Source organism: Fusobacteria bacterium ZRK30 (assembly GCA_024628785.1).
In the GTDB taxonomy this organism is placed as follows: domain Bacteria; phylum Fusobacteriota; class Fusobacteriia; order Fusobacteriales; family Fusobacteriaceae; genus Psychrilyobacter.
Window position 1 is genome coordinate 773730 of the sequence record CP102405.1, and the last position, 12659, is coordinate 786388.

General features: G+C 30.5%; 13 protein-coding genes. 8 read left to right on the forward strand and 5 right to left on the reverse strand.

Going from position 1 to position 12659, the window contains the following annotated elements:
- Positions 1 to 31 precede the first annotated feature (31 nt).
- A complete protein-coding gene (locus tag NRK67_08870; protein UUV19524.1) occupies positions 32 to 1564 on the reverse strand; it encodes a GHKL domain-containing protein in 1533 nt (510 codons plus the stop codon).
- 561 nt (positions 1565 to 2125) lie between these two features.
- On the opposite strand from NRK67_08870, the gene tyrS reads away from it, so the two are divergent.
- On the forward strand, positions 2126 to 3343 hold the full coding sequence (gene tyrS / locus NRK67_08875; protein UUV19525.1) for a tyrosine--tRNA ligase: 1218 nt from the start codon (positions 2126 to 2128) through the stop codon (positions 3341 to 3343).
- 70 nt (positions 3344 to 3413) lie between these two features.
- Here tyrS and NRK67_08880 read toward each other — a convergent pair whose 3' ends face one another.
- On the reverse strand, positions 3414 to 4058 hold the full coding sequence (locus NRK67_08880) for a thioredoxin family protein (GenBank protein UUV19526.1): 645 nt from the start codon (positions 4056 to 4058) through the stop codon (positions 3414 to 3416).
- Between the two features lie 175 nt (positions 4059 to 4233).
- Here NRK67_08880 and NRK67_08885 point away from each other — a divergent pair, with 175 nt between their 5' ends.
- The 3 genes from NRK67_08885 to NRK67_08895 all read left to right on the forward strand — a co-directional run bounded on the left by NRK67_08885 (position 4234) and on the right by NRK67_08895 (position 7039).
- Positions 4234 to 5772, forward strand: a complete 1539-nt coding sequence (locus tag NRK67_08885) for a sensor histidine kinase (protein UUV19527.1) — start codon at positions 4234 to 4236, stop codon at positions 5770 to 5772.
- Entirely contained in the window at positions 5769 to 6437 is a 669-nt protein-coding gene (locus NRK67_08890) for a response regulator (protein ID UUV19528.1), read from the forward strand. Before NRK67_08885 ends, NRK67_08890 begins: the two co-directional genes overlap by 4 nt.
- 137 nt (positions 6438 to 6574) lie before the next feature.
- The gene (locus NRK67_08895) at positions 6575 to 7039 is read left to right on the forward strand and encodes a hypothetical protein (protein ID UUV19529.1); all 465 of its coding nucleotides are present in this window, start codon (positions 6575 to 6577) and stop codon (positions 7037 to 7039) included.
- A 123-nt stretch (positions 7040 to 7162) separates the two neighbouring features.
- Here the strand turns inward: NRK67_08895 and NRK67_08900 are convergent, their stop codons facing one another.
- The gene (locus NRK67_08900) at positions 7163 to 7345 is read right to left on the reverse strand and encodes a hypothetical protein (protein UUV19530.1); all 183 of its coding nucleotides are present in this window, start codon (positions 7343 to 7345) and stop codon (positions 7163 to 7165) included.
- Positions 7346 to 7487: 142 nt separating this feature from the next.
- Here NRK67_08900 and NRK67_08905 point away from each other — a divergent pair, with 142 nt between their 5' ends.
- Both NRK67_08905 and NRK67_08910 read left to right on the forward strand, forming a co-directional pair.
- The gene (locus NRK67_08905) at positions 7488 to 7757 is read left to right on the forward strand and encodes a hypothetical protein (GenBank protein ID UUV19531.1); all 270 of its coding nucleotides are present in this window, start codon (positions 7488 to 7490) and stop codon (positions 7755 to 7757) included.
- Positions 7758 to 7906: 149 nt separating this feature from the next.
- On the forward strand, positions 7907 to 9208 hold the full coding sequence (locus NRK67_08910; GenBank protein ID UUV19532.1) for a 2-hydroxycarboxylate transporter family protein: 1302 nt from the start codon (positions 7907 to 7909) through the stop codon (positions 9206 to 9208).
- A gap of 52 nt (positions 9209 to 9260) precedes the next feature.
- Here NRK67_08910 and NRK67_08915 read toward each other — a convergent pair whose 3' ends face one another.
- Both NRK67_08915 and NRK67_08920 read right to left on the reverse strand, forming a co-directional pair.
- Positions 9261 to 10154, reverse strand: coding sequence for an IS3 family transposase (locus NRK67_08915; GenBank protein UUV19533.1), 894 nt, complete (start codon positions 10152 to 10154; stop codon positions 9261 to 9263).
- Entirely contained in the window at positions 10118 to 10372 is a 255-nt protein-coding gene (locus NRK67_08920; GenBank protein UUV19534.1) for a transposase, read from the reverse strand. Before NRK67_08920 ends, NRK67_08915 begins: the two co-directional genes overlap by 37 nt.
- Before the next feature lie 203 nt (positions 10373 to 10575).
- Here NRK67_08920 and NRK67_08925 point away from each other — a divergent pair, with 203 nt between their 5' ends.
- Positions 10576 to 11568 (forward strand): LacI family DNA-binding transcriptional regulator, encoded by a 993-nt coding sequence (locus NRK67_08925; GenBank protein ID UUV19535.1) that lies wholly within the window; start codon positions 10576 to 10578, stop codon positions 11566 to 11568.
- A 2-nt stretch (positions 11569 to 11570) separates the two neighbouring features.
- Entirely contained in the window at positions 11571 to 12518 is a 948-nt protein-coding gene (locus tag NRK67_08930; GenBank protein ID UUV19536.1) for an ROK family glucokinase, read from the forward strand.
- Positions 12519 to 12659 lie beyond the last annotated feature (141 nt).

A 12659-nucleotide genomic window follows, 5' to 3' on the forward strand; every position in this document is an offset into this window, starting at 1 on the left:
CATTTTAAAGTTAGAAATTCTTTATTTCTTACTATTTATTTAATTTTATATAAAAAGTTTTATAATTTTCTTTGTTAATGATTTCAATATTTCCATTATATAATTTTACAAGATTTTTAATAAGTGCCAGTCCAGAACCGCGTCCTTGTCCTTTAGAGGAGTAACCTATCTCAAAAATTTTATCGATATCTAAATCTCCTATCAGACCACTATTATCACTGACCTGGATGAGTATTTGTTTGCTGTCCTCTAAAACTTGAAGGATAATCTCTTTATTGTCAATCTCTTTTAAATCAAAAGATTCAGTGGCATTTTCAATGAGATTTCCAATTATAACGATGAGATTATCTGACTCTATATTACCATGGGTTTTCATGAGATTACTCATTTCATCGATGGTAAGGGTGATCTTCCTTTCTTTGGCCAGACTTATCTTAGTGAGGAGGAGTGCAGAAATAATAGGGTCATGGATTCCTTCGATCTCTTTATTCTCATTGTCTAATTCATTTTTTATAATTGAAATATACTTTTTAAGCTCTTGGTATTCTTCTAATCGCAGTAAGCCGGATATTACGTGGATCTTATTTTTAAATTCATGTACATTGGCTCTCATGGAGTTGATTATCTGGGTAACTCCTGTAATCTCCCGGGCTAATTTTTTTATTTTTTGACCTTGTTTAATAATAAATAAAACTTCAGAATCATTATTTTCCTGGATGATATTTATGGCAGTAATAAAAACTTTACGATTAGTTAAAATTATTTCCCGGTTATCAAAAGTAATATTTTTAGAGATAATTTCATTGTATAAATCTCTCAAAATAATTTCATCAGAGGGCTGTAATCTTTCTTTTGCAACTTTATTGGCTTTAGTTAGTTTTCCACTATTGTTTATAGTTACGATCTTGTCGCTGAGATGATCGAATAAGATTTGTCTTTCAGCGTAGATATGTGCAAATTCAATAGGTTCATATCCAAAAATTTGTTTCTTTATGTTTTTGGCTAAAAAGACAGCGAACAGTATAGACATAACAATAACAATGAGAATAGCAACTAAGACTTCTATAAAGAATATATTTTTTAAATCTTCATTTTTATGGTGATATTCCTGAACTCCTAACATTCCAATTAATTTATTGCGATAGGTTATTGGCACAAACTCCTGGAGGAAATTATTGGCAGGATCTAAATTATAATATTGAGTCGGTTTATCTATTATTTTTTTTAACATATTCTTATAATTTTCTTCTGGAAGGGGAGTATTATCTTTATTTTTATAGGAAAAAACCTCTCCTTTTAGATCCATAATAATAACATAGTTTAAATTGATTAGTTTTGGCCAGATAGATGCTATATATATATTGAGGGTATCCTGATTTTGTTTGGATAAGTTTTTTATAATAATTGGATCTTTAGAGAGAACATAAGCATAGCTGTTTAGAACACGTTTTTTATTTGAATCCAATAATTTATATGAATTTCTAAAAAAGATAAATTGCATAAGAAACATAGCTAGAAGTACTAATATCAACATATATATAGTCATTTTTTTTTCTAATTTCATAGGGGTCACCTCTTAGAATTAATTTTGGATATATTTCTTATACTAGTATATACTATATATTAAAAATAATCTTAGTTATCATTTTATTTCTTTTAAAAAAAATCTTATTATGTTATAATTAGGAAAATATAGACTAAGAAATTAGGAGAAAGACATGAAATTTAATGACAACCAAACTTATTATTACTATTATTAATTGAGGGACTGTGTAGAAATATTACAGCCCATTTTATAGTATACTAATAGGGGTTGTATCTGAATTAAACTTTTTAAAGCTTGCAGATATAATCTGTGAGCTTTTTTTTATAGTACAGGAAATCATACCCGCAAGGGGCATCACCAAAATCTCTACTCGATAAAGAATATCACCAAAGTATCTATAAATTTACGATGTAAGTTAAGAACTTTGAGATAAAGATTATTACATAATCTAAGGGTTTTGAGATGAAATTTATGAAGTAAATAAAAAGTTATAAAAGATTGAATTGCGCTTGTCTAGATGCAACGTCATGTTGCTTTTTTAATAAAAAATAAAATTATATATAGAAAAGGAGATTAACTATGGATATCAATGTAGAGGTTCAAAGACAGTTAAATATATTAAAAAGGGGAGTAGAGGAATTAATTTCTGAAAAGGAATTAGAAAAAAAGTTAAAGAAATCATTAGAGACTAACACTCCGTTAATCGTAAAATTAGGGATAGATCCAACTGGTTCAGACTTACATATAGGTCATGCAGTACCCCTTAGAAAGTTAAAGCAATTTCAAGATCTAGGACATAGAGTGAAGTTTTTAATAGGTACATTTACAGCTAGAATAGGAGATCCTACAGGAAAATCTGAAACTAGACCAATGTTGTCTTCTGAAGATATCACAAAGAATATCCAAACATATTTAGACCAGTTAAAGCTGATCTTAGATATGGAAAAAACAGAAGTTGTATATAACGGTGACTGGCTGGAGAAATTAAAATTAGAAGATGTACTAAAATTATTATCTCAATTTACAGTAGCACAAATGATTCAAAGAGATGATTTTTCTAAAAGATTAGCAGCAGGAAAACCTGTATCATTGGTAGAATTTATGTATCCGATCTTACAGGGGTATGACTCTGTAGCTATCGATGCAGATGTAGAATTAGGAGCAACTGAGCAGACATTTAACTTATTGAGAGGTAGAGATCTGCAAAGAAATGCAGGAACAGAACCACAAATATGTATGATGATGCCTATCTTAGAGGGACTAGACGGAGTAGAAAAGATGTCTAAATCATTAAATAACTATATTGGGATAACAGAGGCTCCCAACGATATGTTTGGAAAGGTAATGTCTATCTCAGATGAACTTATGTGGAACTACTATGAAGTAGCTACAGATGTTCCTATGGAAGAGATCGCAAGATTAAAAGCAGGAGTAGCCGATGGAAGTATCCATCCTATGGACTGTAAAAAGAGGTTAGGAGCAGAGATAGTAACTATCTACCATAATGAAGAAGAGGGAAAAAAGGCCTATGACTGGTTTGAAAATGTATTCTCTAAGAGAAATATGGATGTAGATTTACCAGAGGTAAAGGTAGATGAAGATGAAGTAGGAGCAATCGATCTATTGGTAAAAAAATTAAACTTCTTTAAGGGAACTTCAGATGCCAGAAGACTGATCACTCAAGGTGGATTTAAAGTAAATGATGTGGCAATTAAAGATGTAAAAGCAATTATAAAGATTGAAGCTGGAATGATAGTAAGAGCTGGAAAGAAGAAGATAGTTAAGATAGTTAAATAATATGTACCTCCATGACAGGAGGCCGAAGGAATCCTTAATTTTTTAGGGATTCCTTTTATTTTTATAACCTTTATACTTTTAATTTTTTTAATTTATCCACAAACATCTCTATGGGCTGCACACCTAACAGGTCATCTTTGTCATTAAAAAAGATCCTAGGAACAGAACTTATTCCAAATTTATTGGCAAGATCACTGTATAGGTTGGTCTGTATCATCTCAGCATCAATATTTTTATTTAATAGAGCTATTTTGTAAGCTGTCATAACTGCCTTGGGACAATGTGGACATTGTAAACTTACAAATACCTTGATATTTATTTTTTTGTTGATCTGTTTAATGGCATCTACTAATTTAGGATCTAATGGAGTAACTATTCCAGAACTTTCCAGTACAGCAAATAGAAGTGAGTTGATTTCATGTCCGCTGGGAATTCCATAAAATTTAATACCGGTAGGCTTATCTTCTGCCAGAATAGTAGTTCCCGGGACTTTGTCAATTCCATATTTTTCAGCTAGATCAGAATTTTTAACAAGATCATATTCTGTAAATTTTATCTTATTATTTAATGCGGCTAACTGCATCATCATAGTTACTACCTCATCACATAGAGGTTTTCCGCTTTCTATAAAGGTAACAATTTTAATTGGATTTTTTATTTTATTCAGACCTTGTTTCAATTGATTTAAAATTTCTTTTTTGAATATTTCTAACATTTTTTCCCTCCCTTTTCATCTGTTCTGAAACTTGTATCGAATATTTGTTCTCTAAAGTTTGAGTTATTCTCTAATTATATATTTACCATAGATAAAAAAATCCTTTAAGAAAAGAGAAAAAATATGCTAAACTTTTATCATGTTAGTTCATTTGATTAAAAAGCAGGGGGAGAATATGAGGTTAGAAAAGAAAATATATATATATTTAGTGGTTTTGATAACGGTTATACTACTTATAACTCACTTTATTGTTTTTAAAAATAAAGTTAAAATAGAAAATTTAAATGAACGGAAAAACCTTGGAAATATAGCACTGACTCTCAGTCAGGACCCCTTTATAATAGAAAATTTATATGAAAAAAATTCTGAAAATATCCAGGCTTACACCAATAAAATATGGTCTAAATTAGGGGATGTAGATTTTATAACCATAGCTGATATGAACAGCAGGAGATATTCCCATAGAGATCCCCAATATATAGGTAAAATATTTAAGGGTGGAGATGAGAAGATGGTTGTGGAAGAGGGAAAATCCTATTTTTCAATGGCCAAGGGAACCCAGGGAGTATCCCTTAGAAAATTTGAGCCCATAAATTATAAGGGAAAGCAGATAGGATTTATAAGTGTAGGAAAACTACAGGTAGAGAGGGATAAGTGGAAAAATAATTTTATTTTTGAATCAGTATTTTTATTTTTGATAATCCTTTCATTTGGAGCTCTTTTATCATATTTTTTAGCCAAGAGTATAAAAAAAGAAATTTTTGGATATGAACCTGTGGAAATAGGAAGATTTTATGCAGAAAAAAAAGTTATATTTGATAATATGCATGAGGGGATAGTCACTATAAATGGTAAGGGAGAGATTACCAAAACCAATATAGCGGCTCAAAATATGCTGACTTCCAAGGACGATGATATATTTAAACGGTTATTTGAAACTGTGATAGATACCCAGTCGGGATTCAATGACAGAGAGATAATGGTAGAAAGCGGAAAATTATTTGTAAGTGCGATAAAATTAAATAAAACAAAAAAAATATTGGATGTTATCTTTATATTGAGAGATGGTGGAGAGGTAAAGAGGGTAGCTGAGGAGATAACGGGAGTTGCACAGATAATTAACTCTATGAGAGCCAATGTCCATGAATTTAAGAATAAGATCCATGTAGTTTCTGGACTTCTTCAGTTGGAGGAGTACGAGAAAGCTAAAGATTATATACTCTACTTAGAATATGAAGTTGAAAATGAAAAACATAACGTTGTAGGAGTAAAAGATCCGATAATTGAAGCACTTCTTCTGGCAAAGATGAGTTTAGCCAAAGAAAGCAGGATAAATTTTAAGGTAGATGAAAAAACGAAATTAGATAAAAATCATGACAATATAGATACCAATGATCTGGTTGTAATAATAGGGAACCTATTGGAAAATGCCAGAGAAGCCTGTGAAAAAAGTGTAGAGAAGAACATACAGGTCAGTTTTTTTGAAGATGAGAGTAAATTAAGAATAGAGGTTACAGACAGCGGTCGAAGTATAGATACCAATGAGATGGAAAAAATATTTAATGTAGGTTATTCCTCCAAGGGTGAGGGCCGAGGCTCTGGACTGGCACTTATTAAAAATCTTGTTGAGGTATATAAGGGGAGCCTGAATATTAAGAGTCGAAAAAATAGTAAAACATTTTGTGTGGAACTAAGTAAGGAGGGGAAGTTATGATAGATGTAGTTATTATAGAAGATGATCCCATGGTAAGTATGATAACGGAGAAGATAATAAATTCTGTAGGAGAATTTCGTGTAGTAAAAACTTTTAAAGAGGGGAAAAAAGCCATTAAATATTTGGAACAAAATCATGTGGAACTGATAATATTGGATATGTTTTTACCCGATACCAATGGTTTAGTAACTTTAGAAACTATAAGAAAGAAAAAAATTGGTGTGGAAGTTATTTTCCTCACAGCTTCAAATAATACTGTGGAGATAGAGAGAGCATTTAAATTAGGAGCTATAGATTACCTCATAAAACCCTTTGATTTTAATAGATTAAAGGATTCTTTGGGAAGGTATTTAAATAAAAAATCAAATATTTTAGGAAAGGAAGTTTTAAGCCAAGGTGAGGTAGATAAATTATTTTTAAGGAATAAAACTAAGGGGAGCAGTGTCAAAGGGATTAGTGAAAAAACTTTGAAAAAAATAATGGATGTATTATTATTGGATCCATCCAAGGAGTGGTCCTCTAAGGAGATTTCCGATATTTTAAATACAAGTACAGTAACAGTAAAAAAATATTTGGATCACCTTATGGAGTTAGGAAGGGTAGAAAATTCAATCTACTACGGTAGTGTAGGTCGTCCTGAATATAAGTATAAGGTAATACTGTAAAAATTATAACTAAAAGCATTAAAAAAAGCATCACTTTAAATGAGCAATAAACTTAGAACATTCACAAAATAAATAATTGAATTATTTATTTTTACAGATATAATATGTTAATTAGTTTAGAAGAAGGGATTGAAAAGATGGAAATAAGAGAAAGTTTAAAAAGATTACAGATTGCTAAAAATTTAATTTCAAATTTAAAAGTTTTAGAAGTCTTAAAAAAATATGGAACACCTCTTGTTATAGGAAGCGTAGCTCAAGAAGTTGTTTGTAAAAGAGATATTGATATTGTCATAGAAACTACAAACTTGAGGGATACCTCTAAAAAAATCCTCTATGAATTTATTGAAAATGAAAACTTTAAAAAGATACAATATGGAGATTTTATTAAGTTTCCAAGGAATAATAGACCTAAAGGATTTATTATAAATATTTTTGTAGATGACGTTGAAGGGAACCCTTGGGAATTTGAAATATGGATTTTAAGCGATATTAAAAATTATAAAATGGAACTAAAAAAATTAAATCATAGGTCACAAGAAGAAAAAAATAATATTATTATAGGAAAATTTAGGAGTAGTAAAAATTTAAATAAAGTTGTATAAATCATTTATAAAAATTATTTGTAGTAATCAAACGTAGATATAGTTATGGTTAGACTCAATGAAATTAAAGGTAAAAGGACACTAAAATTAGTGTCCTTTTACTTTGTATCCTAAAAAAATTACTTACGATTTTTGGTTGAATTTGTCTTCTAGATCAATTAGATCTTCTAAATCTTTCTCCAATTGATCTATTTTTCCATTTCTATTTTCAGATTTATAATCTTTTTCTAATCTCTTTAATTCTTCTTCAGCGGCTAATTTTCTTATTTTTCTTAATTCTTTGATTTCTTTTAATTTATTAATCATAAAAAACGACCTCCCAGATGATCTTATTTAAATTATTCAATTAAAAATAATTTTTCCTTTAAGCCTAATTCTAGTTTTTTCCTATTTATTTTCAGGGTGTTCTTCAAATACACCTAAAGTATCACCGCTACAGAGATCACAGATGAGAACCAAAACAATAAAGGCTGATTATGATATTGCACTTCCTTCTGTTATGATAGTTTTGGAAAATCAAGGGTATACAGTTGAAAATACAGATATAGTTCAGGGAGCATACGGATCTAAATCTGCTAAAGATATAGACGATCCGGCGGTATATGGATCTTTATTTAATGAACTTAGAACAGAAACAGAAAGAATGAAGGCTATCAACTATACCTCTATATATGAGGAGCTTAGAACGGAACTTGAAAGGGTAAAATCTATTAAATAATTTTTAAGAAAAAGATTGCGATTAAATTAGCAATCTTTTTTTAATTTAATAATTATTTTTTTAGTTTTGTTTTATATCTTTAGGAAAAAATAAGGAATATACTAGACATATAGAAAATAAAGATAAAAAATGAAACAGGGGGGAAGAAGATGAAAACAGCAGTTTTGTCTAAGGATAAGGTACAGAAAAAATTTAAATTATTAGGTTTGGAGATGAAATATTTTATACCTATAACAGCAGTAGTATTAGGTGCAGCATTTACAGGAGCACTGCCAAAAGGGATGGAAGGTGTGATACCTTTTTTACTGATAATGGGAGTATTATTAAATGAAATAGGTAACAGGACACCTATTATAAAAGATTATTTTGGTGGTGGACCTATAGTAGCTATATTTGCAGCAGCAGCATTGGTTACATATAATGTTTTACCGGAAACAGTAGTTAGTTCTTCTGCAACGTTTATGAAAAGTGGAGGATTTTTAAATTTTTATATAGCTGCCCTTATAACAGGTAGTATATTAGGTATGGACACGAAACTATTGATAAAGGCTGGATTAAAATATCTTCCAGTAATAATAGGTGGAGTATTTGTATCGATCTTAATGACTGGAACAGTAGGAGCATTGATGGGTTATGGATTCACCAATGCAGTGTTTTATATAGCTATCCCAATAATGGGTGGTGGAATGGGAGCAGGAGCTGTACCACTGGCTCAAATTTTTGGTAAAGCTATGGAGCAGGATCCCACTAAGCTTCTTTCTATAATGGTTCCAGCAGTAGCATTAGGTAATGCAGTAGCAATAGTTTGCGCAGGAATATTGAATAAATTAGGAAAAAAACATAAGAAATTTTCAGGTGACGGGAAATTATTAAAGGGACAGGATGACGTAGGTATTGAAGAGGAAAAAGAGTTAAAGGTAGACTATGCATCTCTAGGAAAAGGTCTGTTGATAGCCACATCATTCTATGTATTAGGAAAGCTTTTAGGAAAATATATACCACTGCATCCATATGCACTTATGATCTTATCGGTAGCTTTTGCTAAGTTGACAGGTATTTTAAAAAGAGAGCATGAGGAAGCAGCAACAACATGGTTTCAATTTGTAATGAAAAATTTTACACTGGCACTATTAGTAGGGATCGGGATAGCGTACACAGATTTAGGAGCAGTAATCAGTGCATTTAGTTTAACTTATCTATTGTTGGTAGTTACAACTATAGTAGGTGCTATGATAGGGACTGCAATAGTTGGTCGTATGTTAGGATTCTACATGATCGAAGGAACTATAACAGCAGGATTATGTATGGCAAACATGGGTGGTACAGGAGATATCGCAGTATTATCAGCTGCTAATAGAATGGAATTGTTGCCATTTTCACAGATATCATCTAGGATTGGAGGGGCATTTATGCTCATCCTGACATCATTACTTATAAATTTATTTGTTTAAAAAAAGGTGCCCCAGGATACTATACCCTGTCAAGTTCCGATTAATAAAAAAACTAATTCGAATTTAAAAATTGAATAGGTGATTGGTAGTTTAAATCTTTTTGAATGCGTTCAGTGTTGTACCACTGAACGTATTTTTTTCTACTTTTTCTTGTCTCAGATTTAGACTGCTTTCCTATCCTTCGTAATTGTTCTTCTTTTAATTGGGAAAACCAATTTTCTATTGGGGAGTTTTCCCAACATGCACCTGGGCGCGACATACTCCTTAAACACTCATTCTTTTCTAAGTGATTCCTATAACTCCAGCTATGATATAATGACCCCTGATCGGAATGGAGAATGCTCCCCCTAAGGTTAACTCCCTTTAAAGTGTTTATTATAAGATCGGTGTCATTTTTATTAGATAAATCATATGAGATAATTTGCTTAGAATACAAATCTTTTATAGCTGAAAGGTATAACCTACCATCAGAACAATTTATATAACTAACATCTGTTGAATATTTACTACGGGGTTTTTCTGCTTTAAAGTTACAGTTTAAAAGATTTTCAGCCATATAAGACTTATTTCTTTTAACTTGAATTCTTCTACTTATAGATTTCTTTTTGCGCGTGATTGTTTTTAAATTTAAGATATTTTTATATCTTAAGATCTTCTTATGGTTAAAATTTACATTAAGTTTTTTCAACAAATGGTATTTAAGCCTCAGCGTGCCATAGACTTCAAAATTGTTTAAATGCTCAACTAATATTAATTCCGCGTGGTCGTCATTAAAATTATTAGCTATAGGTTTTCCCTTTGAAATCCATTTTCTATAAGCTCTAGAAGTTATATTTAATAAACTAGCTAATTTTTCAATAGTATAAACTTTTTTAAGAGAATCAATAATTTGATATTTTTCAATATTAGTTATTTTGAACGGATTTTCATCAATTGAGCAAAGCACTTTTTTAAAATTTCAACATCATCAACTTCACATTTTTTTCGTCCCTGTTTGCTATCTTTAGTAAGGGTTCCATCTAAATAGGATTTCTTCCAATTCGCTAACATTCCAGTACTTTTAACGTTATATTCTTTAGCTAAATAAGAATATGATTCACCTGCAATTAAGCGTTTACAGATTTCAACTTTTAATTCGTAGCTCCATTTTCTATTTTTTGACATAAAAAAATACCTCCTAAAGTTCTCAATTAAATAATAACATAAATGCTTTTTATTTAATCGGAACTTTAAAGGTATTATAATCCCAGGGCACCTTTTTTTTACATAATTTAGTAAAAAAAATATGCTTCTAAAGGTTTGAAATAAAAAATAAAGTTTTATTTTTTAAAAAAAAATGATAATCTTTTAGAAAGGAGGCTGAGAAAATGAAAGTAACCATAAAAGATGTAGCTAAGGATGCAGGAGTAGCTCCTTCTACAGTATCCAGAGTAATATCTAATACTTCCAGGATAGGAGAAGCAACCAGGATAAGGGTTCTAAACTCCATTGAAAAATTAGGGTATACACCGAATATACTAGCTAGAAGTTTGGTGAATAAACAAACTAAGATAATTGGTGTAGTCATGCCCCATGAAGCTGACTCCCTCTTTTCCAATCCCTTTTATATTCAAGCTATGAAGGGAATAAGTATAGCTGCAGAAAAACATAAATATCATATTATGTATGCCTTTGGAAAAAATAAAGACAATGAATTAGAAGCAGTAAAAAACTTTATTTCATCTAATATAGTGGATGGGATATGCCTGCTGACTACCAGAAAAAAAGATGAATGTCTTGAGTATTTAGAAAAACATGAATTTCCATGTGTAGTAATCGGCCGGCCGGAAAAAATTGATTCTGCCAACATTCTCTGGGTAGATAATAACAACGAAGAAACTACAAAACATCTTGTAAGAAAATTAATCTTAGATGGTCATAGGAATATAGGTTATCTTGGGGCAAAAAAAAATTGGACTGTATCCATTAACAGAGAAAAAGGGTTTAAAGAGGAGTGTAAAAGGGAAAATATAGATGCAGAAATTATATATAAAACTGATTTTAGCAGGGAAAATGGTTATAGCGGGGCTGAAAAATTACTTTCAAATAAAAATTTAACAGCAATAATATGTACCGATGATATCTTAGCTTTTGGTGTTCAAAGATATTTAATTGAAAGAAATATAAAGGATATAAAGATAATAGGATTTAATAATATTGATCCACTGGGAAACTTTGGACCTAAATTTTCATCTGTTGATATAAATGCATTAAAACTTGGAAAAGAAGCCATGAGTTTACTCATATCAAAACTTAATAAAAGTAATAAAAGTAATAATAAAATTGTTAGATCAAAATTAAGAGACATAGAGGAGGAATAATATTGAAATATTATGCAGGAGTAGATTTAGGAGGGACAAATACAAAAATAGGCCTTTTAGATGAAAACGGTGAAATTTTAACAAAGGAAACAATAAAAACGTTTTCGGAAAAAGGTATGGAAATAACATTGAAGAGGATATGGGAAACAATAGAAAAACTAATGGATCAAAAAAAAATAAGTAAAGAAAAGATGGGTGGAATAGGAATAGGGATTCCAGGGCCTGTAATAGATCAAGAGATCGTAGCTTTTTTTGCTAATTTTGACTGGGAAGCTAATGTAAATATCAGTGAAGCAATGGAAAAAATCTCAGGTGTATCGACAAAATTAGAAAATGATGTAAATATGATAGCCATTGGAGAGAGTAAGTTTGGAGCAGGAAAAGGAAGTACCAGCAGTATTACAGTGGCTCTTGGAACTGGAGTTGGCGGTGGAATAGTAGTAAATTCTAAATTAGTTTCCGGAATGAATGGTGCTGGTGGAGAGATTGGTCATATGAAATTAGTTGAAAATGGAAAATTATGTGGATGCGGTCAAAGAGGTTGTTTTGAAACTTATGCATCTGCCACCGGAGTAATCAGAGAAGCTAAGTCACGTCTGGCTGTAAATAAAAATAACCTTTTATATAAGAGCTTAGATGGGGATATGGAAAAATTAGAAGCTAAAGATGTCTTTGATTGCGCTAAAGCTGGAGATGAATTTTCTATGGAAATAGTTAATTATGTAGGAAATTATTTAGGTATGGGAATAGGAAATTTATTAAATGTAATAAACCCGGAAATTATTATTTTGTCAGGTGGAGTTGCGTTAGCAGGAAAGATACTTTTAGACGTAGTTAAGGAAAAATTAAAACAATATGCTATGCCGGTAACTTTGAAAAATTTAGAAATCAAATTAGGAGAACTAGGAAATGATGCAGGGATTAAAGGTGGAATCGCCCTTTTCTTATAGAAAAGTGTGCATAAAATAGAAAAATGTATTTATTTGAGTACATTTTTCATTATATTTAACTAGACAATGAAAAAAAAATATGATATAAATTATCTATAAAATATCTATGTGTGGATGTTTAAATTTTTATTTATTTGCGCA

Excerpts from the sequence above, each read along its gene's own strand:
- NRK67_08870 (UUV19524.1), bottom strand. The coding sequence starts at position 1,564 with ATGAAATTAGAAAAAAAAATGACTATATATATGTTGATATTAGTACTT.
- NRK67_08880 (UUV19526.1), bottom strand. The coding sequence starts at position 4,058 with ATGTTAGAAATATTCAAAAAAGAAATTTTAAATCAATTGAAACAAGGT.
- NRK67_08895 (UUV19529.1), top strand. The coding sequence starts at position 6,575 with ATGGAAATAAGAGAAAGTTTAAAAAGATTACAGATTGCTAAAAATTTA.
- NRK67_08910 (UUV19532.1), top strand. The coding sequence starts at position 7,907 with ATGAAAACAGCAGTTTTGTCTAAGGATAAGGTACAGAAAAAATTTAAA.
- NRK67_08920 (UUV19534.1), bottom strand. The coding sequence starts at position 10,372 with ATGTCAAAAAATAGAAAATGGAGCTACGAATTAAAAGTTGAAATCTGT.
- NRK67_08925 (UUV19535.1), top strand. The coding sequence starts at position 10,576 with ATGAAAGTAACCATAAAAGATGTAGCTAAGGATGCAGGAGTAGCTCCT.
- NRK67_08890 (UUV19528.1), top strand. The coding sequence starts at position 5,769 with ATGATAGATGTAGTTATTATAGAAGATGATCCCATGGTAAGTATGATA.
- NRK67_08885 (UUV19527.1), top strand. The coding sequence starts at position 4,234 with ATGAGGTTAGAAAAGAAAATATATATATATTTAGTGGTTTTGATAACG.
- tyrS (UUV19525.1), top strand. The coding sequence starts at position 2,126 with ATGGATATCAATGTAGAGGTTCAAAGACAGTTAAATATATTAAAAAGG.
- NRK67_08905 (UUV19531.1), top strand. The coding sequence starts at position 7,488 with ATGAGAACCAAAACAATAAAGGCTGATTATGATATTGCACTTCCTTCT.
- NRK67_08900 (UUV19530.1), bottom strand. The coding sequence starts at position 7,345 with ATGATTAATAAATTAAAAGAAATCAAAGAATTAAGAAAAATAAGAAAA.